Below are 20,843 nucleotides of genomic sequence, written 5' to 3' on the forward strand. Positions count from 1 at the left end.
AGCCGCCGCGCCGGGGCATCAGCCGGCTTCGCCGCCCCCCTGCGCCGGGGCCGCTTCCTCCGGCATCACCGCCGGCACCAGCCGCCGCATCGCCAGGCACAGCAGGTCGCCGGTCAGCGCCTGCTGCCCGCCGGCATGGGCCTCGACCGCGCGCAGCAGCATCTCCACCCGGTCGCGGGCCGACAGGCCGCGGCCCTGGTGCAGCACGGCGGCCATCCGCTCCTCGCCGAACGGCTCCTGCCCGGCGTTGGTGACCTGCAGGAACCCGTCGGTGCACAGCACCAGCGAATCGTCCTGGTTCAGCACCGTCGCCCCCTCGGTATAGGGAACGCCGCGGCGGACGCCGAGCGCCGGCCCGCCGGCCTCGTGCAGCCAGTCCACCCCTCCGTCGGCCCGGACGCGGCAGGCGACGCGCTGGCCGGCGGAGGCGTGCCACAGCATGCCGGTCTGGCGGTCGTACAGCCCGACGAAGGCCGAGACGACGCCGTCGAAGGGGCTCTGCCCGCACAGCCGGTCGTTGGCGCCGGCCAGGATGCCGGCCGGCGTCATGCCGGGACGCGCCAGCTCGCGGATCGCCCCGCGGACCAGCAGCATCAGGAAGGCGGCCGGCACGCCGCCACCGGACACCCCGGCGGTGACCAGCAGGGCATAGCGGTCGTCGAACTCGACGAGGTCGTAGAAATCGCCGCTGACCGTCTGGGCCGGCACCAGCGCACCGAAGAACTGGCTGTCCCGGCCCGCCGGCATCTGGCGCGGCAGCAGGTTCGCCTGCACGTCGCGGGCGGCGCGCTGCTCCTCCTCGATCAGCATCTCCGCGGCGGCCAGCTTCTCGGTCTTGGTCTCCAGCTCGGCCGAGCGCATCAGAAGCTGGGCGTCCAGCGTCTCCTCGCGGGCGTTGGCCTGCATCGCCATGGAGCGGAAGACGCGCGACAGCCGCCCGAACTCGTCGTCGCGCTCCATCGCCTCGTTGAGGGTGAAGGGGTTGAAGCGTCCGGCCTCGACGGCGGCGACGGCCTCGCCCAGCCGCTCGATCGGCGCCATCTGGCGGCGCGCGAAGCGGACCGCCACGACCAGCCCCAGCGCCAGCACGGCCACCCGATCAGGAAGCCCATCTTCATGTCGCGGCGGAACATCGCCGCCGGCTCCGCCGCCGACATCCGCACGACCGCCACGCCACCGCCCTGGGCGGCGGCCGGGCCGGCGCCGGCCTTCACGGGCGCGAAGGCCAGCAGCGTCTCGCCCTCGACCAGGGTCCGCACCTCGGTTCCCGCCGCCGTCTCCTTGGCGGCCTGCAGTCCGGCCTCCGACAGCGGGCCGCCGCCGGTCTCGCCCATGACGGCGCCGCGCGCCAGGGTGCGGCCGTCGCGGTCGAGCAGCCAGGCCGCCTCCACCGCCCGCGACCCCAGCAGCGCGTCGATCAGCCCGTCCACCCCGGCCTTGCGCGCGATGTCGGCCAGCCGGCGGACGTCGGCGCCCACCTGGACGATCCGCGGCTTGTCCACGCCGGCGACGCCGGCGAACTTCATCAGCTTGCCCCCCTCGACCGCGGCGTCGGACACCAGCGTGGCCGGCGACCGGGTCAGCAGGCCGGTGTAGGCGGCGTGGCGCGGCTGGCCCCTGGCCTCCTGGCCGAAGACCGGATCGGGGCCGGGCAGGTTGTGCAGATAGGCGCGGCCGCGGTTGTCGGTGATCCACATCTCGTCCGGCCCGCCGGCCTCGGCGATCTGCTTCAGCCGGTCGGAGATCGCCTTGGGCGGCTGCTTGGCGGCCTCCGCCAGCGCCACGAGATGGGCGGTCAGCGTCGCCTCCGACAGCAGGCGGTCGCCAAGAAGGGTTTCCACGTCGCGCGGGATCTCGCGGGCCTGGACGGCGGCGCGGGCCAGCAGGGCGGCGGCCATGCGCGCGTCCGCTTCCACCCGGGCGCGCAGCGCGCTGTGGGCGGTCCAGGCCAGGGCCGTCGTCACCGCGGCGACCGCGAGGACCACCAGCCCGATGATCAGGAGGATCAAACGCCGTTGAAACGTCATGGGGAACCGCCCGCCTCCGTACCGATCACGATGGACCGCTTCTAACGGGGCAAGCCGCGCAAGTCCAGGCGCGCAGGGACGCATCCCACGGCTATCGCATTTGAGCGAGGATTGAACGGGCGTAGTCGTCGGACCATCCGGCGCGCTTGCGTCTGGCGCGGATGGAGTCGTCGTTTTTCGCGGCGCGCACGACGTTGAGGGCGAGCTTTCGCAGGATGGCGAGGTTTTCGGGGCCATGGTCCTTGCGGTTGCGGGCGCGGTCCTCGTCAAAGCTGGTGTCGAGCACCCAATGGACGGCGGCCTCGATGCTCCAATGGGCGCGCACGGCGCGGGCCAGGGCTTTGGCATCCAGTCGAGCGGAGGAGAGATAGAGGGTGCGGGTGGTCGTCGTGCGCTGGTCGGCCGCGGTGACGGTGCGCTCGATCAGGCCCAGGGTCTTCAGGCCCGGCAGGGCGGCCTCGTCGGGAAAGCGGCGGTCGGAGGCCAGCCACGCCACCTCCGGGCTGGTCCAGTGCCGGCGAACCTCGATGCGGCCGTGATCGGCGTCGGTGGTGACGTGGGCGTCGCCCAACGCCGCCGCCGGGTCGGCGAAGTAGCGCTCCACCTCGGCCCGCAGCGCCGGGCGGTTGTCCTTGAGCGGGAACAGCCAGTCGCCACCCCGCTCCAGAATGGTCTGCGCGGTCTGCGCCTGACAATGAAGGGCGTCGCCGGTGACCAGCACGCCGTTGAGGTCGAACAGTTCCAGCAACGCCCGCGCCGCGGTGATCTCGTTCTCGCCCGCCGCCACCGCCCGCTGCCCCACCACCATCCGGGCGCCGGAGGCAAACGCGGTGACGACATGCAGGGCCGAGCGGCCGGCGGCCCGATCGAAGGAGCCGCGCAGCGTCTTGCCGTCGATCGCCAGCACTCCGGCGCCATCCTCGCCCAACTGGCCGAGAAATTGCTCAAAGCAGCGCGCGAGCGCCGCCGGGTCCAGCAAGCGGAAGATGCGTGAGAAGGTGTCGTGGCTGGGCAACCCGCCCGCCAGTTCCAGAAACTCCGCGAACAGCGCCCGCCGGTCGCGGGCGAACAGGGCGAAGTCCACGCAGCTTTCCGCCCCGCAGATCGATGCCGTCAGCGCGATGGTCAGCACCTCCAGCAGGTCGTGACGCCGGGCATTGCCCGTTCGCGGATCGGGTAGCCCTTGAAAGGAAATGCGAAACACACCGGCCATCGACACAGTTCCTCTGCCTTGGGCCGATAGTCAGAATCCATTTCCACCCACGACGCTACTCCTCTTTTTCAAATGCGATTCCCGTGGGACGCATCCCCGCAAGGTCGCAGCCCACGGCGGCCCGGCCCGGCAAGGAACTGACCGTAGGCCCGACATTATCGGATTCGTAACCCTGGTGAGGTTATATGGAGTTCCGACAATCCGTGCCGGGGCGCAACCCATGCCGATGAACGTCCTCGAAGTCGCCATCTACGCCATGGTCCTGACCGCGTCGCAGCCACGCCCCTTCGAATGCGTGGCGGTGAAGCCGGAAGGCGTCAACTGCACCAACGGGTTGAGCGCCAGGGCCGACGGTCCGCACCTGCTGTTCAACACCGGGATCCAGGTGCGCAAGGACAACCAGGGCCGGGTGACGCTGACCAACGGCCTGCAGACCTACTTCGACGCCTCGGCCTGGGTCGAATTCCGCGACGGCACCGGCAAGCCGGTGACCAGCGTCCGCAAGACGGGCCCCCTGCGCTTCAAGTTCTCCAACGGCCTGATCTGCGAGGCGATGGGCAATCCGGAGGACATGGCCCGCTGCTTCCGGCCCTGACGCCGCCCGGCGCCCCCTCTCAGGGCCGCGCCCCGCGGCGGTCCAGCTCGTCCTCGATGGCGCGGCGCTCGCGCTGGATGGTCCGCTGGTCGTCCGCCAGCCTGTCGTACCGGTCGCGCAGCTCGCGGTCGGAATAGCGGCTGTAGGCGTTGCGCTCCGCCGAGGAGCCGGAGCCATCGTTGCGGCGGTCGCGCGACTCGCTGCCGCTGCGCCGGTTCTCCTGCTCCCGGGACTCGTCAGGATAGCTGTTGGGGTTGACCGCGCGGTTGAGCTGGTCGATCGCCTGCCCCCAGCCGCTGCGCTCCTGCTGCTGCTGGGCGGCGGCCGGCAAGGACAGGGTGGCGGCTGCGCTAAGCGCGACCGCGGCCAGGGCGAATCGGCGCATGGGACGCTCCCTTTCCGGTTGATCCATACCCGGAACAACCGGAAAGCCGGCCGGACGTCACACCGGAATCGGCCCTGCCCGGGCCGCCTCCCTGCCCTACCCCAGCCGCGCGCGGTCGTGCGGCGCGCCGAGATCCAGCGCCGGCCCCTTCGGCACGATGCCCGTCGGGTTGATGGTGGCATGGCTGCCGTAATAGTGCCGCTTGATGTGCTCGAAATTCACCGTCCCGGCGATGCCCGGCACCTGGTAGAGGTCGCGCAGATAGCCCGACAGGTTCGGATAGTCGGCGATCCGCCGCAGGTTGCACTTGAAGTGGCCGACATAGACCGCATCGAAGCGCACCAGCGTGGTGAACAGGCGCCAGTCGGCCTCGGTCAGCCGGTTGCCGACCAGATAGCGCCGGGCCGACAGCCGGTCGTCCAGCTCGTCGAGTGCGGCGAACAGCGCGTCGAAGGCCTGCTCGTACTTCTCCTGCGTCGTGGCGAATCCCGCCTTGTAGACGCCGTTGTTGACCCGGTCGTAGACGAAGGCGTTGACCCGGTCGATCTCCTCCACCAGCTCCGCCGGGCAATAGTCGGTGTCGTCGGTCGCGATGCCGGCGAACTCGCCGTTCAGCATGCGGATGATCTCGGCCGATTCGTTGTTCACGATGGTACCGGTCCGCTTGTCCCACAGCACCGGCACGGTGACGCGGCCGCTGTAGCCGGGCCGGGCCTTCAGATAGACCTCGTAGAGCCGGCGGGATCCCGTGACCGGATCGGGCTCCGGAAACACCCAGCCCTCCCCCAGCATCAGCGGATCGACCACGGTGACGCCGATCGCCCCTTCCAGCCCCTTCAGCGCCCGGAAGATCAGCGTGCGATGCGCCCAGGGGCAGGCCAGCGAGACGAACAGGTGGTAGCGCCCGGCCTCCGGCCGGTAGGCGGTGGAGCCGTCGGCCCGGATGCGGTCGCGGAACTGCGCCTCGGTGCGGACGAAGGCGCCGCCGGTGCTCTTGGTGTCGTACCACTGGTCGTGCCAGCGGCCGTCGATCAGCAACCCCATGACCTTTCCTCCTCCTGCCCAGTTCCGCCGTCCGGCTTTTCAACGCAGCAAGAAATAGGTCCGATCCGCCTCCACGGTAATGCAGCGTGCTGGCACTTGATTGTCGCCGGGTATAGAACAATGCCATGGACCGTCTCGACGACATGCTCGCCTTCATCAAGGTGGTGGACACCAAGAGCTTCACCGCCGCGGCGGAGAGGCTGAACCTGTCCAAATCCGTGGTCTCCCGCCGCATCGGCGAGCTGGAGAACCGCCTCGGCGCCCGGCTGCTGAACCGCACCACGCGCAAGCTCAGCCTGACCGAGGTCGGGCAGGCCTTCTACGAGCGGTGCACCCGCATCCTCGCCGACCTGGACGAGGCGGAGCAGGCGGTGGCCGATCTGCACGCCGCCCCGCGCGGCCGGCTGCGGCTGAACGCCCCGACCTCCTTCGGCGTCCGTCATCTGGCGCCCGCGATCGCGGAGTTCCTGGAGCGCTATCCGGACATCGAGGTCGACATGGACCTCAACGACCGCTTCGTCGACCTGATCGACGAGGGGTACGACGTCGCCATCCGCATCGGGCGCCTGCGCGACAGCACGCTGGTCGCCCGGCGGCTGGCGCCGGTGCGCCGGGTGGTCTGCGCCAGCCCGGCCTACCTGGAGAAGTACGGCACGCCCGCCGTGCCGGAGGATCTGGCCGACCACCGCTGCCTGATCTACACCAACACGCCGGCCGCCGAGCAGTGGCAGTTCCGCGTGAACGGGGAACTGCGGTCGGTGCGCGTCGCCGGCCCCATGCGCTCCAACAACGGCGACATGCTGCGCGAGGCGGCGATGGCCGGAATCGGCGTCCTGATGACGCCGACCTTCATCTGCGGCGAGGCGCTGTCCTCAGGCGCGCTGAAGCTGGTGCTGGCGGAGTTCATGTACTCCGACATCGCGGTCAACGCCGTCTATCCGCAGAACCGCCACCTGTCGCCCAAGGTGCGGGTCTTCGTCGATTTCCTCGCCCGGCGCTTCGGGCCGCAGCCCTACTGGGACTGCGCGCTGGTCCGCGACCTGCCGGAGATCGTGCAGGCCTGATCCCCCGGCCGCCGGTCCCGCCCGGCCTATTCGTCGGACTTGGTCGCGTCGGGTTTCGGCTGGCGCGAGCGCGAGCGCAGGTTCAGCGCCGTCAGGAAGCTGGTGCCCTGCTGCTGGCCCGCCGCGGCGGTCTCCCCCTTCCTCGGCGCGGTGGCGAGGAAGCCGCCGACGCGGGCGCGCAGTTCGACCGCGTCGTGGGCGGCATGGTCGGCATGGTCGGCCACCTGGCGGCGGACCTCCGGATCCAGCGTGTTGAAGGCGCGGGAGGCGAACTCGAAGGCCGGCTGCGATTTGGTGGCGATCACCTGGCGCAGGGCCTTGGAGACGAGCACGGTGTCCAGTCCGCCCGGACCGTCCACGCCGTCCAGAACGTCGGCCAGGATGCCGATCGCCTGGATGGTCTGGCTGTCATCCAGCGAGAGTGCCTGAGTGTCCATACGGTCCATTCCTATCGTCTCCGGCGACGGGAGGGGCCGTGGCCCCGGGCCGGCGCGGCGTTCTCGCGCCGTTCGGCCAGCATATGACGGGATGCAACCCGTGGCAATGCGCAACGGCCGGCCGGTCTGCGGCCGCGCGGCTACCGCCGGTTCACCATCGCGACGCCGGCCGCCACCACCGCCATGCCGACCAGCGCCGTGACGCCCAGCCGCTCGTCGAACATCGCCCAGGCGACGACGGCGGTCACCGGCGGCGTCAGGTGGAACAGGCTGGCGACCTTGGCCGCCGCTCCGCGCCGGATCAGCGCGAACAGCAGGAAGATGGCGCCGATCGACAGAACGCCGCTCAGCCACAGCAGCGCGAAGACGAACTCGCCGGTCCAGCGGATGTGCATCGTCTCGACCAGCGGGGCCACCACCGCCAGAACCAGCGCCGTCGCGGCATACTGGATCGCCGCGCCGCTGCGCAGATCCATCGAGCCGCCGTGCCGCTTCTGGTAGAGCGTCCCGAAGGTGATGCCGAGCAGGGCCGCGACCGCGAACCCCATGCCGCCGAGGCTGGCGGCGGTGACGCTCAGTTTCTCCCGGACCACCAGCGCGACGCCGGCCAGCCCCAGCAGCAGCCCGGCCCACTGCCGTCCGGTCACCCGCTCGCCCAGCAGCGGGCCGGACAGGGTGGCGGTCAGCAGCGGCTGCAGCCCGACGATCAGCGCCGTGACCCCGGCCGACACGCCCTTGGAGATCGCGATGAAGACGCCGCTGAGATAGACGCCGTGAACGAGAAGGCCGGCAAGCGCGATCCGCCCGATCTCCGCCGGGCGGCGCGGCCAGGGCGCACGGGCGACGAGCGCCGCCAGGGCGAGCACGGCGGCGACCAGCGTCAGCCGGACCAGCAGGAAGGTCAGCGGCTCCGCATAGGGCAGGCCGAACTTCGCCCCGATGAAGCCGGTGCTCCACAGCAGGACGAAGACCGCCGGCATCAGCGAGACCCAGCCGGTCCCCCCGCCCGCCGGTCCCCCGGCCGTCCCCTTCGCGTCCGCGCAGGCCGCGCGCTCACCCATTCCCTGCGGTCTCCCCTCAGCCGGCCGTCTGCTGCGCCTGGGCGGCAACCGGCTTGACCGGCTGGCGGCGCGCCTCGGCCACCGCCTGGATGTGGGCGCGCAGGTCGGCGTCCTTGTTCACCAGCCGCCGGAAATCCTTCTCATCCAGAACCAGCAGCTGGCAATAACCGAGCGCCCGCACGTCGGCGTTGCGGCGCTGGCGCGACAGCAGGGCCATCTCGCCGAAGAAGTCGCCGGATCCCAGCTTCACCGGCTCCGCCAGGTTGGGGACCAGCACCTCGACCGCGCCGGAGGCGATGAAGAACATCGCGTCGCCCCGCTCGCCGCGCCGCACGATGATCTCGCCGGGCAGGGCCAGCCGGGCGCGCAGCAGGGTCCCGATGCCCTCCACCCGCTCGGCCGGCAGGCCGGCGAACAGCGGCACGCGGCGCACCAACTCCTTCACGTCGATGCGCAGGTCCAGCTTGGGCAGCCGCTCGATGGCGCGGCGGCGCTTCTCCAGGTCGCGCTCCAGGTCGGTCAGCACCTCCTGGCTGATGATGGATTCGGCGTGCAGCGCCCGGTAGTCCGCCTCCTCCAGCCGCAGAGCGGCCCGGCCGACATAGCGGCTCTGCAGCACGATGGCATAGTCGGGATACTGCAGCTTCAGGGCCGACAGCGCCTGCTCGACGATGGTCAGGCGGCCGACCAGCATGCCCTCCAGCTCGAACGCCACATCCTCGCCCAGCACCTGCGACAGCTTGGTGCGGTCGAACACCAGCAGCTCGCGCAGCACGGTGCGGACGGCGACCAGCACCTCGAACCGCATGGACAGGCGGCGGGCCAGCGGCCGGTTGATGCCGAAGCGGCGCTGCAGCAGGCTGGTGAAGCGCATCCAGGGCGAGAAGGCGATGAAAGGCTCCTCGAAGGCCCGGTAGCCCTCGCGCCCCTGCGTCTTCACCGCGTCGAGCAGCCGGGCGCAGCGGCCGGCCAGCATGTCCATGACGCCGCGCGACACCACCCCTTCCGAAAAGTGGGCGTAATACAGCTCCTCCTCGCGGTTGACCAGGATGGCGAGGCCGATGGTCACCCGGTCCTCGTCGCGCAGCGGCGCCTCGTTCTGGCTCTCGCGGTCGATCGCCTGCAGCCGCTCCTCATAGCGGGTGACCAGCACGTCGGTGGCGGCGGCGTCGACCTCGTAGGTGCGCGCCACCTCGGCCACCCGCTCGCGGATGCCGGCCATGGACAGGGCGAGCGCCCGGTTGCGCATGGCGCTCTCGACCGCCGTCAGCTTGTCGAGGCCGAGCAGGCGGATCAGCCCGCGCAACGTGGTGCCGTTGACGAACAGCGTGACGAAGACGAAGCCGATCACCAGCACGGCGACGAAGCTCTGCACCCGGTCGGGAATGCGGACATTCTCGGTCACCGCCAGCGCCAGCGTCAGCGACACCGCGCCGCGCAGGCCGCCCCACAGCATCACCGCCTTGTAGGAATGGCTGACCCGCTGGGCGAGCCCGGTGGCCGACAGCAGCGGCAGCAGGCCGAACAGCACCAGCGCCCGCGCGACGCCGGCGGCCACCACCACGACCAGGACCAGCCCCACCTCGTCCCAGCCGACCGAGCCCAGCAGGCGCGGCACCAGGATGGCGGTCAGCATGAAGATCAGCGAGTTCGCCCAGAAGCCGAGCTGGCGCCAGACATGCTCCAGCGCCCCCCAGGTGGTGGGGGAGATGCGCGTGCGCCCCAGCGAGCCGATCACCAGCGCCGAGGTGACCACCGCCACCACGCCGGAGGCGCCGACGTAATGCTCCGCCAGGACGAAGGAGAGATAGGCCAGCGCCACCGTCAGCGTGATCTCCGCCATCGGCTGGTCGCGCACCGGCTCCACCATCATGCAGGCGATGCGGCCGCACAGCCAGCCGGTCAGCACGCCGCCGGAAAAGTCGCGCAGGAACTCCAGCGCCGCCTCGGCCGCGCCGCCGTCCGCCTTGCGGGTCAGCATGCCCAGCAGCAGCGAGAACAGCGCGATGGCCGCGGCGTCGTTCAGCAGGGCCTCGCCCTCGACCAGCATGGTCAGGCGGCGCGGCGCGCCCAGGTCGCGGAAGACGCCGACCACCGCCGCCGGGTCGGTGGTGGCCACGATGGACCCCAGCAGCAGGCAGGCGACCAGCCCGATGGAGGTGAAGAGGTTGAGCGCGAAGCCGACCGCGAAGGTGCAGACGAAGACCGCCACCACCGCCAGCAGGAGGATCGGGCCGATGTCGTCGAACAGGCGGCGCACGTCGACCGCCAGCGCCGTCTCGAACAGCAGCACCGGCAGGAAGACGTGCAGCAGCACTTCGGACGAGATGTCGAGCTCGGCCAGCGAGTTGAGGAAGTCGTGGAAAGGGCCGCTTCCCGGCTCCCCGGCGAAGGTCTGGATGACGCCGCCCAGCGCGACGCCGACCGCGGCGAGCAGCACCGTGTAGGGCACCTGGAAACGGGCCGCCAGGGGCGGAAGGAAACTGACCAGGGCGAGAAGGCCCGAAACCCCGAGGATATAGATGACGATGTCGTGCATGATCCCACAGGTCGGCAGCGGCTTGGGCTGCACGGTATCGCCCGGATGTGGCAGGAGCAAGGCTGCGGGAGGCCAAGTCCTGCGGCAATTTTCGGCGGTACCCGAACGAAACCGGCGGCCCTCGCGGGACGCCGGATTTTGTCACGGCCCTGCGGAAGCCCGCGTCGCGCCGGTCAGATCGAGATGCGCAGCGCTTCCCGCGGCGGCTGCGACGCGTCGGCCGCCGGGGCGACCGGCGGGCGCGGCGGCATCGCGGCCGGACGCGGCGGCGCGGCGGCGGCAGGAGCCGGAGCGGCGGCGGCTGCAGCGGAGGCCGCCGGCTGGCCGGTGCCGACCTGCGCCTGGGCGGCGGCCTGGGCCAGGCCCTGGGCGGTCAGTCCGCTCGCCACGTTGCGGTTGATGGAGACCAGCGTCTCGATCTTCTCGTAGTCCATGTCGATCAGCCGGGCCGTCGTCTCGCGATCGACCAGCAGCGACAGGGCCGCGATGTTGGTCCGCACCTCGTGCGGGTGGCCGCAATCCTCTTCGGTCATCGCGGCCTGGAAGATGGTCCAGAGGCGCTGGTTCAGTTGCAGCGCCGCCTGGAACGCCTCGGCATCCTTGTCGCGGCTGGAGTCGATCAGGCGCCGCGCGGCTTCGGCCAGGGCCCAGGCCTCCACGTCGCGCGGGTTGTCCGAGGTCGGCTTGTTGGCGTAGGTGGGCGTCGGCTTCATTCCAAACCCTCGGGGCATGCCGGATGGACCAGGGGGATTACCCCGTCCGATGTCGCCGGGATTGTCCGCCATCCGGATTCCGTTGTCAACTTGACGCACTTGTTGCCGGGAAACCCCGCAACATTTGGCGCGATTTGATCACAACGGCGATTAATCCTTCGGAAAGACTCAACCGGCGGCGACTTCCGGGACCAGGGCGCGCGCCGCGTCTTCCACCCGCTCCACCGAAATCCCGTCCATCAGGTCGCGGGCGTCGCGGTCGGCCTCCAGCCGGCGCAGCAGCTCGTCCCGCGGCACGGTCCCGGTGACGGCGCGGGCGCGCGGTCCCCAGGGACCGTAGGTCTCCGGATAGCCGGGACCGAACAGGCCGAGCGTCGGGGTCCCGACGGCAGCGGCGATGTGCATCAGCCCGCTGTCGTTCCCGACATAGAGCGCGGCCCGCGCCAGGCAGGCGGCGGCGGCCATCGGATCGGTGCGGCCGGTCAGGTCCAGCGCCCGGTTTCCCAGCGCCTCGATCACCGGGCGGGCGCGCTCGCGCTCGGGCGGGGCGGCGAAGACGGCGACCGGCGCACCCGGCAGCAGCCCGTCCGGATCGGTCAGCCGGCGGGCCAGCCGGGCGAAACGGTCGGCCGGCCATTCCTTGCCCAGCCAGTTGGCGGTCGGCCCGATCGCCAGGAAGGGGCTGCCCAGCCCGCCGAGCAGCCGGTCGGCCTCGGCCCCGGCGGCGGCGTCCAACCACAGGCGCGGCGACGGCGGCGGCGACAGGCCGAGCACGGCGCCGATCTCCTCCACCTTGTGCATCGGCCGGCCCGCCCGGGCGTGGAAGGCGCGGCGGCGCGCCGGCACCAGCCGCCCGACGGCGGAGTTGCGCAGGTCGACCACGAGGTCCCAGCGCGTCCCGACGCAGGCCGCCCACAGGGCGATCCAATGGCGGGCGAAGCTGCGCTTGGGCAGCGGGATCAGCCGCTCCAGCCCCGGCACGGCGCGGAACAGCGGCGCCGGCAGCGGCCCGCAGGCGATGGTCAGGGCGGCGCCGGGATGACGCTCCACCAGATGGGCGAGCAGCCCGGTGGACAGCACCGCGTCGCCCAGCCGGTTGGAGGTGATGAACAGGATCCGCAAGCCCCGCCCCCTCAGCCGGCCGCCGCCGCGTCGCCGGCCGACGGCGGAGCGGCGGGTCGGCGCGGCCGCAGCCCGCGCGACATCACCCACAGCGCCGGGACCACCGAGACCAGCGGCAGCATGTACATCAGCGGCACGAAGGCCGTCATCTTGCCGGACAGGCTCGTCAGCCCCAGCGCGCCCGCCTGCAGCCCCATGACCAGCAGCACCGCCATGGTGATGCGCACCGACTGGCCGCGGCGGTTGAACTCGCCCGACAGCAGGGCCGCCAGCGACACCGCGGTGAAGGCCAGCGCCAGCAGCGGCGAGGCGAAGCGGTGGTGCAGCTCGGCGATCAGGCTGCTGCGCATCTTGTCGTCCTGCACGATGTCCGGCGGCAGGTTCATCAACTCGTCGGTCGAGCGTTCGCGCGCATCCGGCCAGCGCTCCGCGGCCGCCGGGCTCAGCACCTTCAGGTCGATGGCGTACCGCTCGAAATAGAGCTGGGACAGCCGGCCGGTCTTGCGGTCCAGCTCCTGCCGGTTGCCGTCATAGACGACGAAGCGTGCGCCCTCCACGCCGGTCAGCATCACCGCGCGGTCGCCCATGATGGTCACCGGCTTTTCCGGCTGGCGCGCGTCGTGGATCAGCACCTTGTGCAGGTTGCCGTCGGAATCGCGTTCGCGCACGAAGACGCTGAACTGCTCGCCGATGTCGTTGAAGACGCCCTCGCGGATGAACAGCTGCGAATAGTCGCTGCGCACCGCATATTCCATGCGCACCAGCTCGCGGTGGGCGGCGGGCGTGATCCAGACGTTCAGCAAATAGACCACCGCCATGACCATGCCGGCCAGCACCAGCGCCGGCTGCGACAGGGCGAAGGGGCCGACGCCGGCGGCGCGCATCACCACCAGCTCGCTGTCGGTCGCCATCTTGTTGTAGGTGAACAGCACCGCCCCGACCAGCGCCAGCGGCAGCACGATGCCGAGGAAGGTCGGCACCGTCAGCAGCAGCAGCCACAGGAACATCCGCAGCGGCGCACCGGCGCTCACCACGATCTCGATCAGCCGCAGCGACTGGCTGAGCCAGATCGTCAGGGTCAGACCCGCCGTGGAATAGAGCGTGGTGATCAGCAGGTTGCGGAACAGGTACCGTTGCAGTCGGGTCATCAGCATGGGCGGGGATCCCTCGTCGGGCGGCAAGCTGACGGGCTCCGCCCGCCGGGTCAAGTGTTCTGCTGGCCGGGCTGCCGCGCAGGCCGCGAAAGCACTGGCACCGGGACCGCCGCCCCGCTACAGAGAAGGCCATGGCCACCCTTCACGACCTGCTGACCGCAGCGCTCGCCCACCATCAGGCCGGCCGGCTGGCCGAGGCGGCGGCGGGCTATGCCGCCGTGCTGGAGGCCGTGCCCGGCCACGCCGACGCCCGTCACCTGCTGGGTGTCGTCCACCTGCAGGCCGGCCATGCGGAGCAGGCGGCGGAGCATGTCCGCGCCGCCATCGCCGCCGACCGCCGCGTCGCCGACTATCACGACACCCTCGGCAGCGCCCTGAAGGCGCTCGGACGGCCGGAGGAGGCGGTGGCCGCCCACCGGCAGGCGATCCGCCTGCGGCCCGACTTCGCCCAGGCCCTCTTCAACCTCGGCAACGCGCTGGAGGCTCTCGGCCGGCTGGAGGAGGCGGCGACCGCCTTCCGCCAAGCGGCGGCGCGCCGGCCCGGCTATGCCAAGGCCCGCTTCAACCTCGCCAACACCCTCTCCTCCCTCGGCCGGCTGGAGGAGGCCGATGCCGCCTACCGCGCCGCCATCGCCGACGACCCCGGCTTCGTCGAGGCCCATGCCAACCGCGGCGCCCGCCTGCTCGCCCGCGGTCTGACCGACGCGGCGCAGCGGGCGCTCGACCGCGCGCTCGCCCTGCGGCCCGACCATGCGACGGCCCTCGCCAACCGCTCCGCCCTGCTGCTGGCGCGCGGCGACGCCGCCCCGGCCGAGCGGACCGCCCGCCGCGCCGCCGCCCTGCTGCCCGACTTCGCCGAGGCGCGGCTGCGGCGGGGCGACGCGCAGCAGCGGCTGAACCGGCTGGCGGAGGCGGGCGACAGCTATGCCCGCGCCGTCGCCCTGCGGCCCGACCTTGCCGAGGCCTGGGCCAACCTCGCGCTGGTCCGCCAGACGCAGGGCGGCCCTGACGCGGCGGAGGCGGGATACCGGCGCGCCCTGGCGCTCCGCCCCGATCTGGCGGAGGTGCGCTCCAACCTCGCCTATCTCCAGCTCTTCCGGCCGGGCGTGACGCTGGAGGGCGTGCTCCAGGCGCATCGCGGCTGGGATGCGGTCCACGGCGCGCCGCTGCGGGCGGGCTGGAAGCCGGTGAAGCGCGCAGCCGGTGCCGGCGGCCGGCCGCTGACCGTGGGCATCGTCTCCGGCGATTTCCGCCGCCACCCCGCCGGACTCTTCGCGGTCCGCGTGGCCGAGGCGCTGCCCGCCCAGGGCGTCCGGCTCGTCCTCTACGCCAACCAGACGGAGGAGGACGACGTCACCGCCCGCTTCCGCGCCGCCGCCAGGCGCTGGGTGCCGATCGCCGGCCTGTCCGACGCCATGGTTGCCGAGCGCATCCGGCAGGACGGGGTGGACGTGCTGATCGATCTGGCCGGCCACAATGCCCGCGGCCGGCTCGGCGTCTTCGCGCGGCGGCCCGCCCCCTTGCAGGCGGCCTGGTCGGGCTATATGGCGACCACCGGCCTGGCCGCCATGGACCTGCTGATCGCCGACCGCCATCATGTGCCGGAGGGGGCGGAGCCATTCTACACCGAGCGGATCCTGCGCCTGCCCGACGCCTTCATCGCCTACGACCCGCCGGACGGCGCGCCGGGGATCGTGCCGCCGCCCTGCCTGTCCGGCCAGCCGGTCACCTTCGGCTGCCTCAACATCCTGACCAAGCTGAACGAGACGGTCCTGGAGACCTGGGCGGCCATCCTCGACCGGGTTCCCGGCTCCCGCCTGCTGGTCAAGACCAAGGCGCTGTCCTGCCCCGACACCGCAGCCCTGTGGCGCGGCCGCTTCGCGGCGGCCGGCATCGCCGCGGAGCGGCTGATCCTGGCCGGGGCCACCGGCAGCCTGGAGCATATGGGCTGGTGCGCCAGGGTGGACGTGGCGCTCGACCCTTTCCCTTCGCCGGCAGCACCACCACGCTTGAGACCCTGTGGATGGGGGTTCCGGTCGTCACCCTGCCGGGCGAGACCTTCTCCAGCCGCCATTCCCTGGCCTTCCTGACCGTCGCCGGGGCCGAAGGCTGCGTCGCCCGCGACCCCGCCCACTATGTCGAGCTCGCCGCCGGCTGGGCGACGGACCGCGAGCGCCTCGCCGCCTTCCGGCGGGAGATCCGCCCGCGCATGGCGGCCGGTCCGCTGTGCGACGGCGCGAGGCTGGCAGGCTACCTGGCGGCGGCGCTGCGCGAGGAGGTGCGGCGCGCGCAGCGCTGAACGCGCGACTGCGGTGCGACAAATTATCTGATCAGTGGCTTTGCTGCGCCGCGCAATATGCCGTCGATTGTGTTTCTTCTGGATGACGATCATATTACGTCGTGTCACGGATCGTCCGTGACCCACGCGGAGGCCGCTGATGCTGGACATTGCTACGCTTCGCAAGGCGATCGAGGATGTCGAGCAGGCGGCCACGGCCGCTCCGGGGCTGGAACAGAACGGCCTGCCGGCCCTCGGCCGGCTCTACAGCGCCTATGCCCAGGCCGTTCTGAACGCCAACGGCCTGCGGATCGATCTGGACGACCTCTGCTGCCAGACCTGCCGCTTCTGCCCTGCCGTCGCCTGCCGGCGCGACCGGCTCTGGAGCTGACCCGCCTCCGGCTCCCCCCACCTCCGCCGCCGATGCGGCCGGATCGGCCGCCGGCATGCATCCGGTCCCGGCAAGGACCGGCGGTCGCGCCCCCCTGGACTATGCGTCGTCGCATGCGACGGGCACCCCGCATTATCGACCGGACCGGCCGTCAGGATGCTATCATGGGGCGCCGGCGCCTCGTCCGGCCGGCCGTCCCGGCGGGGGCGGCGCGCGCTGCGGCGGGGTCCTGGCGAACCATCACCTTACCGTCCTGAGCACGAGCGCGCCGGGCATCCTGTCCACGAGGCGCCGACCGGAGGCCCCCATGACCGCCCGCCCCCTCGTCAGCATCGTCACGCCGAGCTGGGGACGCGAGTCCGTCCTTCCCCTCGCCCATGCCCGCGTCCTGGCGCAGACCTACCCGGAGATCGAGTGGCTGGTCTTCGACGACAGCCCGCGCCCCTGCGCCTATCTGCAGGAGCGCGCCGGCCCGCGCCTGAAATACATCTACTCCCCCAGCCGTTTCGCCGTCGGCGAGAAGCGCAACATCCTGGCGGAGCAATCCTCCGGCGAGATCATCATCCATTTCGACGACGACGACTTCTACGCCCCGGCCTATGTGGACCGGATGGTCGAGGTGCTGGCCCAGGGAAACGACGCCGCAAAGCTCTCCGGCTGGTTCCTCTACAGCGCCGTCCACCGCCGCTTCGGCTACTGGGACACGGGGCGCGGCGGCTCGCACCATCGCTGGGGCCGGACGGCCGCCAGCTATGTCGAGGCGCCGGATACGCCGCCGTCCGAGGACAACCTGATCGGCTACGGCTTTTCCTACGCCTACCGGCGCAGCGTGTGGGAGGCCTCGGGATTCCCGCCGGTGAACGCCTGCGAGGATGCCCCCTTCCTGCGGGAGGCCGCCCGCCGCTTCCGCGTCGCCGCCATTCCGGACGGCGAAGGGCTGTGCCTGCACACGCTGCACGCCCGCAGCACCAGCCTGTGCCTGCCGCAGTACGAGCTGCCCGCCATCCTTCTGGAGCGGCTGTTCGGTCCGGAGGTCAGGCCTTATACCGGCGTCTAGACCTCGACGTCGAGGAACATGCCGCGGCGGTAGTTGCGCGGCAGGGTCAGCACCCCGTTGACCACCAGGGCGGCCAGTTCACGCAGGCTGGGAATGCGCTGGCGCCGCTGCCCGACCGCCCCGGCCCGGCTGCCGGAGCCCATCTTCGCCGATGCGCCGATCCGCCCGCCGCCGAGGTCGGAGCGGATCGGTTCGTTGGAGCGGTCACCAGTGGGGCGTGTCTCGACCATGGACAGGGATTTACCATAAAATCCGGCTTTCGGGCAAGGGGGGCGCACCTGCGTCAACCGCCTTGACCGAAGTTATCCACATCGTGGGGGATAAGGCCGTGGATAAGCCTGTTGAACAAGGGACGTTTCCTATCCGGAACCGGATCGCCGTTTCGCTCGACCGATTCGGTCGGGGGTCATCCCTTCGGCGGGACCGCGCCCCCTCCGCCGGGGCCTCTCTCACCCCATAAGATGGTCTGGCCCGGCCGCGTCCGGATGCGGAGGATCGGGACACACATCCTCTGCCCGAAAGACCGGCGTCATGGCCCGTTACCTCGTCACCGGCGGCTGCGGCTTCATCGGCTCCCATCTCGCGGACCGGCTGATCGCCGAGGGGCACCGCGTCACCCTCCTCGACAACCTGTCGGGCGGCCGGCTGCAGAACAAGCCCGCGGCGGCGGAGCTGGTGGTGGGCGACGTCGCCGATCCCGACGCCGTGCGGCAGGCGGCCGAGGGGGTGGACGGCATCTTCCACCTGGCGGCCGTCGCCTCGGTCCAGCGGTCGCGGGAGCTTTGGGCGGAAACCCACCGCAGCAACCTGCTGGGCACCGTCACGGTGTTCGAGGCGGCGCGCGAGGCCGGGCGGGACGGCGGGCCGGTGCCGGTGATCTACGCCTCCTCCGCCGCGGTCTATGGCGACAGCCGCGCCACTCCCCTGCGCGAGGACGCGGCGCCGCGCCCGCTCTCGGCCTATGGCGTCGACAAGCTGGGCTGCGAGCTGCACGGCCGGATCGCCTGGACCATCCAGGGCGTGCCCACCGTCGGCTTCCGCCTCTTCAACGTCTACGGGCCGCGGCAGGACCCGATGTCGCCCTATTCCGGCGTCATCTCCATCTTCGCCCGCCGCGTCGCCCGCGGCGAGGGGGTGGAGATTCACGGCGACGGGGCGCAGGTGCGCGACTTCGTCTTCGTCGACGACGTGGTGCGGATCCTGGCGCTGGCGATGGAGCGGCGGATGCTGGGCGCCCAGGTCTTCAACCTCTGCACCGGACGGCCGACCTCGCTGCTGATGCTGCTGGAGGTGCTGCAGGAACTGTGCGGCAGCCGCGTCCCCCGCCGCCATGTCGCGGCGCGGGCCGGCGACATCCGCGTGTCGATCGGCGATCCGTCGCTCCTGCGCACCGTCTTCGGCACCGCCTGCCGGGTGGGGCTGCTGCAGGGCCTGAGCGCCACGCTGACCGGCGGGATGCCGTGACCTTTGCCGTCCACCGATTGCCGGGACGCCCGCCTGCCGCCATAACTGTGCCGTCTTGAGCGGGACCGGAGGGAGAGGGAAGATGAACCAGCGTTGGGGGCGGCCGCCCGGGGCGCGGCGTGGCGGGAGGATGCCGCTCGGCTGGCTGCTCGCCGTCCTGGCCGTGCTCGGCGCCCTGGCGCTGGCGGAGCGCCTCGATCTCCTCCCCGCCGGCACGCTCGACGGGCTGCCGGGCATCAAGGAGACGTCACGGACCGCCCGCCACGCGCCGCCGCCGCGCCCGCTGCCCCACACCGGCCAGGCCATCGACTATGCCCGGCTGCAGTCCGTGCTGGACGGCATCCGGGTGGAGCCCGAGCGCAGCCGCGGCTACCAGCGCGAGGACTGGCCGCACTGGCTCGCCTCCGACAAGAGCTGCCTGAACACCCGCGAGCAGGTGCTGATCCGCGACTCCACCGTTCCGGCCAGGCTCTCGGCCAACGGGTGCGGCGTCCTCGCCGGCCGCTGGCTCGACCCCTATACCGGCGAGACCTTCACCGACCCCAAGGAGGTCGACGTCGATCATCGTGTCCCCCTGCAGGAGGCGCACAACAGCGGCGGCTTCGAGTGGAGCCGCGAGCGCCGGGCCGCCTTCGCCAACGACCTGACCGACCCGCAGACCCTGGTCGCCGTCAGCCGCGAGGCGAACCGGGCCAAGGGCTCCAAGGGACCGGAGGAGTGGCTGCCGCCCAAGCGGGACGAAATCTGCCCCTACGTCGCCTCCTGGATCGGCGTGAAGGCGCGCTGGGGCCTGACGATGGACGAGCGCGAACGGGTGACGGTCGGCAACATCCTGGCGGAATGCCGGAGCCTGGCGCGCTGAATGGCAGCAGGTGCCATGCCGGTCATCTCGACGTCGGGCCGGCAGCGGGGCCGGAACCGATCCACCGGGGCGACCTCGGTATGAAAAAAGTTTAATCCTGCGTCGCCTTCCTCCCGGCAAAAAAGAGTTATACCAATCGGCATAGGTATTACCACTTGCCGGATGATCTGGTTTCATGCCTGTCGGACCAGCCTGCGCGCAGCATGGCCGCCCCGATGGACGCCCCGATGGGCGCCCCGGTGGGCGCTGGGCGGCCTGGAAGGGCGCGCTCGGCGCCTGGGGCGTTTTCGCCATCGTCATGGCCGTGATGGCCGTCCAGCGGCCGGGCCGACCGATCACCTACGTCTATCGCAACGCGTCGATCGACTGGTGGTCCTCGGTCCCCGTCTATACCGAGGGCATCCACGGCTTCCTCTATTTCCCGTCGAGCGCCGTGCTGTTCGGCCCGCTGGCCCATCTCCCGCTGGCGCTGTGCGATCAGGTCTGGCGCCTGCTGATCCTCGCCGCCTTCACCAGCGCGGTGGTGCGCGCGGTGACGCTGATGCGGCCGGACTCGCGACTGCCCGTCGCCGCCTGGGTGCTGGCCCTGGTCATCCCGACCGCCTCGATCAACCTGCTGCGCGGCCAGTGCGAGATGATGATGCTGGCGCTGCTGATGCACGCGGCCATCGACCTCGCGGCCGGCCGTGACCGGCGGGGCGGCGCCCTCCTGGCGCTGACCGTCGCGCTGAAGCCGCTGGCCCTGGTGCCCGCCCTGCTGTTCTTCGTCATCCGGCCGGGGGTCCGGCTGCCGCTGATCGTCGGCGGACTGCTTGCCGCCGCCCTGCCCTTCCTGCATCCCGACCCCGCCTACGTCGCCGGCCAGTATGCGGCGATGCTGGGCAAGCTGACGACCGCCGCCGCCCCGGACCGCGGCCGCTGGTTCGATCTGGCGCGGCTGCTCTGCGCCATGGGTCTGTCGCCCGACTACGCCGCCATGACGGCGGTGCGGATGGCCGCCGCGCTCGCCACCCTGGCGCTGGCCCTCCTGTCGGCGCGACGGCTGAACCGGCCGACCGCGGCCTTCGTCACGCTGATGCTGGCGGTCTGGTACCTCGTCCTCTTCAACCCGCGCACGGAGGAAGGCTCGTACCTGAACGTCGCGGTCCTGCTGGCGCTCGCCCTGTTCGTCGAGCACCGGCGCAACCCGCACTCCCTGCTGCCGCTGCTGCTGGCCGGCGGCCTCCTCGGGCTGGGCGCGCATTTCTACGGCGACTGGGTCTACCGGCCGACCCAGATGTGGCTGAAGCAGGCGGTGACCCTGGTCTTCTACGGCTACATCCTGCAGATCATCGCGACGCGCCGGACCCTGTTCGACCCGACGCCCGGGGCGATGCCGAAGCCGCCGCTCGCCCCCCAGCCGAGTTCCGCCTGACGGGCCGCCTCCGGTCCGTCCGG

The 20,843-nt window shown here is 71.6% G+C and carries 20 protein-coding genes; 9 read left to right on the forward strand and 11 right to left on the reverse strand.

What is annotated here, in order from left to right:
• Positions 1-18: 18 nt before the first annotated feature.
• Positions 19-1,041 carry a PP2C family protein-serine/threonine phosphatase gene (locus DEW08_RS32755; RefSeq protein ID WP_245986850.1) on the reverse strand — a complete coding sequence of 341 codons (1,023 nt, stop codon included), beginning with the start codon at positions 1,039-1,041 and terminating at the stop codon, positions 19-21.
• A gap of 1,077 nt (positions 1,042-2,118) precedes the next feature.
• Positions 2,119-3,240 (reverse strand): ISAs1 family transposase, encoded by a 1,122-nt coding sequence (locus tag DEW08_RS21660; RefSeq protein ID WP_109326842.1) that lies wholly within the window; start codon positions 3,238-3,240, stop codon positions 2,119-2,121.
• 220 nt (positions 3,241-3,460) lie between these two features.
• Between DEW08_RS21660 and DEW08_RS21665 the strand changes: the two genes are divergently transcribed.
• Positions 3,461-3,835: a hypothetical protein gene (locus DEW08_RS21665; RefSeq protein ID WP_109331280.1), complete on the forward strand. Its 375-nt coding sequence runs from the start codon at positions 3,461-3,463 to the stop codon at positions 3,833-3,835.
• Between the two features lie 19 nt (positions 3,836-3,854).
• Here DEW08_RS21665 and DEW08_RS21670 read toward each other — a convergent pair whose 3' ends face one another.
• Together DEW08_RS21670 and DEW08_RS21675 are read right to left on the reverse strand one after the other, a co-directional pair.
• Positions 3,855-4,220 (reverse strand): hypothetical protein, encoded by a 366-nt coding sequence (locus tag DEW08_RS21670; RefSeq protein ID WP_109331281.1) that lies wholly within the window; start codon positions 4,218-4,220, stop codon positions 3,855-3,857.
• Between the two features lie 96 nt (positions 4,221-4,316).
• On the reverse strand, positions 4,317-5,264 hold the full coding sequence (locus DEW08_RS21675) for a glutathione S-transferase family protein (protein ID WP_109331282.1): 948 nt from the start codon (positions 5,262-5,264) through the stop codon (positions 4,317-4,319).
• A gap of 125 nt (positions 5,265-5,389) precedes the next feature.
• Here DEW08_RS21675 and DEW08_RS21680 point away from each other — a divergent pair, with 125 nt between their 5' ends.
• Positions 5,390-6,328, forward strand: a complete 939-nt coding sequence (locus tag DEW08_RS21680) for a LysR family transcriptional regulator (protein ID WP_109331284.1) — start codon at positions 5,390-5,392, stop codon at positions 6,326-6,328.
• A gap of 26 nt (positions 6,329-6,354) precedes the next feature.
• Here the strand turns inward: DEW08_RS21680 and DEW08_RS21685 are convergent, their stop codons facing one another.
• The 6 genes from DEW08_RS21685 to lptF all read right to left on the reverse strand — a co-directional run bounded on the left by DEW08_RS21685 (position 6,355) and on the right by lptF (position 13,354).
• Positions 6,355-6,765, reverse strand: coding sequence for a hypothetical protein (locus tag DEW08_RS21685; protein ID WP_109331286.1), 411 nt, complete (start codon positions 6,763-6,765; stop codon positions 6,355-6,357).
• Positions 6,766-6,905: 140 nt separating this feature from the next.
• The gene (locus DEW08_RS21690) at positions 6,906-7,745 is read right to left on the reverse strand and encodes a DMT family transporter (protein ID WP_245986978.1); all 840 of its coding nucleotides are present in this window, start codon (positions 7,743-7,745) and stop codon (positions 6,906-6,908) included.
• 97 nt (positions 7,746-7,842) lie between these two features.
• Positions 7,843-10,365 (reverse strand): cation:proton antiporter, encoded by a 2,523-nt coding sequence (locus tag DEW08_RS21695; protein WP_109332309.1) that lies wholly within the window; start codon positions 10,363-10,365, stop codon positions 7,843-7,845.
• A 173-nt stretch (positions 10,366-10,538) separates the two neighbouring features.
• Complete coding sequence (locus DEW08_RS21700; RefSeq protein WP_109331294.1) at positions 10,539-11,078, reverse strand: flagellar biosynthesis regulator FlaF; 540 nt, start codon at positions 11,076-11,078, stop codon at positions 10,539-10,541.
• Between the two features lie 168 nt (positions 11,079-11,246).
• Positions 11,247-12,200, reverse strand: coding sequence for a glycosyltransferase family 9 protein (locus DEW08_RS21705; RefSeq protein ID WP_109332313.1), 954 nt, complete (start codon positions 12,198-12,200; stop codon positions 11,247-11,249).
• Between the two features lie 11 nt (positions 12,201-12,211).
• Positions 12,212-13,354, reverse strand: coding sequence for an LPS export ABC transporter permease LptF (gene lptF / locus DEW08_RS21710; protein WP_245986851.1), 1,143 nt, complete (start codon positions 13,352-13,354; stop codon positions 12,212-12,214).
• 131 nt (positions 13,355-13,485) lie between these two features.
• On the opposite strand from lptF, the gene DEW08_RS21715 reads away from it, so the two are divergent.
• From DEW08_RS21715 to DEW08_RS21725, 4 genes are all read left to right on the forward strand, one after another.
• On the forward strand, positions 13,486-15,444 hold the full coding sequence (locus tag DEW08_RS21715) for a tetratricopeptide repeat protein (protein WP_245986853.1): 1,959 nt from the start codon (positions 13,486-13,488) through the stop codon (positions 15,442-15,444).
• Entirely contained in the window at positions 15,378-15,653 is a 276-nt protein-coding gene (locus tag DEW08_RS32760; protein WP_245986854.1) for an O-linked N-acetylglucosamine transferase family protein, read from the forward strand. Before DEW08_RS21715 ends, DEW08_RS32760 begins: the two co-directional genes overlap by 67 nt.
• A 139-nt stretch (positions 15,654-15,792) precedes the next feature.
• Positions 15,793-16,023, forward strand: a complete 231-nt coding sequence (locus tag DEW08_RS21720; RefSeq protein ID WP_109331295.1) for a hypothetical protein — start codon at positions 15,793-15,795, stop codon at positions 16,021-16,023.
• A 307-nt stretch (positions 16,024-16,330) separates the two neighbouring features.
• A complete protein-coding gene (locus tag DEW08_RS21725; protein WP_109331296.1) occupies positions 16,331-17,080 on the forward strand; it encodes a glycosyltransferase family 2 protein in 750 nt (249 codons plus the stop codon).
• Here the strand turns inward: DEW08_RS21725 and DEW08_RS21730 are convergent.
• Positions 17,077-17,310: a hypothetical protein gene (locus tag DEW08_RS21730; protein WP_109331297.1), complete on the reverse strand. Its 234-nt coding sequence runs from the start codon at positions 17,308-17,310 to the stop codon at positions 17,077-17,079. The two genes, DEW08_RS21725 and DEW08_RS21730, sit on opposite strands and share 4 nt — an antisense overlap.
• 301 nt (positions 17,311-17,611) lie before the next feature.
• On the opposite strand from DEW08_RS21730, the gene DEW08_RS21735 reads away from it, so the two are divergent.
• The 3 genes from DEW08_RS21735 (at position 17,612) to DEW08_RS21745 (ending at position 20,820) form a co-directional block, all read left to right on the forward strand.
• Positions 17,612-18,544 (forward strand): NAD-dependent epimerase/dehydratase family protein, encoded by a 933-nt coding sequence (locus tag DEW08_RS21735; RefSeq protein WP_109331298.1) that lies wholly within the window; start codon positions 17,612-17,614, stop codon positions 18,542-18,544.
• Positions 18,545-18,626: 82 nt separating this feature from the next.
• On the forward strand, positions 18,627-19,406 hold the full coding sequence (locus tag DEW08_RS21740) for an HNH endonuclease family protein (RefSeq protein WP_245986857.1): 780 nt from the start codon (positions 18,627-18,629) through the stop codon (positions 19,404-19,406).
• Between the two features lie 175 nt (positions 19,407-19,581).
• Positions 19,582-20,820 carry a glycosyltransferase family 87 protein gene (locus DEW08_RS21745; protein WP_109331300.1) on the forward strand — a complete coding sequence of 413 codons (1,239 nt, stop codon included), beginning with the start codon at positions 19,582-19,584 and terminating at the stop codon, positions 20,818-20,820.
• Positions 20,821-20,843 lie beyond the last annotated feature (23 nt).

The organism is Azospirillum thermophilum, from assembly GCF_003130795.1.
Lineage (GTDB): Bacteria > Pseudomonadota > Alphaproteobacteria > Azospirillales > Azospirillaceae > Azospirillum > Azospirillum thermophilum.

Excerpts from the sequence above, each read along its gene's own strand:
- DEW08_RS32755 (WP_245986850.1), bottom strand. The coding sequence starts at position 1,041 with ATGGCGCCGATCGAGCGGCTGGGCGAGGCCGTCGCCGCCGTCGAGGCC.
- DEW08_RS21660 (WP_109326842.1), bottom strand. The coding sequence starts at position 3,240 with ATGGCCGGTGTGTTTCGCATTTCCTTTCAAGGGCTACCCGATCCGCGA.
- DEW08_RS21665 (WP_109331280.1), top strand. The coding sequence starts at position 3,461 with ATGCCGATGAACGTCCTCGAAGTCGCCATCTACGCCATGGTCCTGACC.
- DEW08_RS21670 (WP_109331281.1), bottom strand. The coding sequence starts at position 4,220 with ATGCGCCGATTCGCCCTGGCCGCGGTCGCGCTTAGCGCAGCCGCCACC.
- DEW08_RS21675 (WP_109331282.1), bottom strand. The coding sequence starts at position 5,264 with ATGGGGTTGCTGATCGACGGCCGCTGGCACGACCAGTGGTACGACACC.
- DEW08_RS21680 (WP_109331284.1), top strand. The coding sequence starts at position 5,390 with ATGGACCGTCTCGACGACATGCTCGCCTTCATCAAGGTGGTGGACACC.
- DEW08_RS21685 (WP_109331286.1), bottom strand. The coding sequence starts at position 6,765 with ATGGACACTCAGGCACTCTCGCTGGATGACAGCCAGACCATCCAGGCG.
- DEW08_RS21690 (WP_245986978.1), bottom strand. The coding sequence starts at position 7,745 with ATGCCGGCGGTCTTCGTCCTGCTGTGGAGCACCGGCTTCATCGGGGCG.
- DEW08_RS21695 (WP_109332309.1), bottom strand. The coding sequence starts at position 10,365 with ATGCACGACATCGTCATCTATATCCTCGGGGTTTCGGGCCTTCTCGCC.
- DEW08_RS21700 (WP_109331294.1), bottom strand. The coding sequence starts at position 11,078 with ATGAAGCCGACGCCCACCTACGCCAACAAGCCGACCTCGGACAACCCG.
- lptF (WP_245986851.1), bottom strand. The coding sequence starts at position 13,354 with ATGCTGATGACCCGACTGCAACGGTACCTGTTCCGCAACCTGCTGATC.
- DEW08_RS21715 (WP_245986853.1), top strand. The coding sequence starts at position 13,486 with ATGGCCACCCTTCACGACCTGCTGACCGCAGCGCTCGCCCACCATCAG.
- DEW08_RS32760 (WP_245986854.1), top strand. The coding sequence starts at position 15,378 with ATGGGGGTTCCGGTCGTCACCCTGCCGGGCGAGACCTTCTCCAGCCGC.
- DEW08_RS21720 (WP_109331295.1), top strand. The coding sequence starts at position 15,793 with ATGCTGGACATTGCTACGCTTCGCAAGGCGATCGAGGATGTCGAGCAG.
- DEW08_RS21725 (WP_109331296.1), top strand. The coding sequence starts at position 16,331 with ATGACCGCCCGCCCCCTCGTCAGCATCGTCACGCCGAGCTGGGGACGC.
- DEW08_RS21730 (WP_109331297.1), bottom strand. The coding sequence starts at position 17,310 with ATGGTCGAGACACGCCCCACTGGTGACCGCTCCAACGAACCGATCCGC.
- DEW08_RS21735 (WP_109331298.1), top strand. The coding sequence starts at position 17,612 with ATGGCCCGTTACCTCGTCACCGGCGGCTGCGGCTTCATCGGCTCCCAT.
- DEW08_RS21740 (WP_245986857.1), top strand. The coding sequence starts at position 18,627 with ATGAACCAGCGTTGGGGGCGGCCGCCCGGGGCGCGGCGTGGCGGGAGG.
- DEW08_RS21745 (WP_109331300.1), top strand. The coding sequence starts at position 19,582 with ATGCCTGTCGGACCAGCCTGCGCGCAGCATGGCCGCCCCGATGGACGC.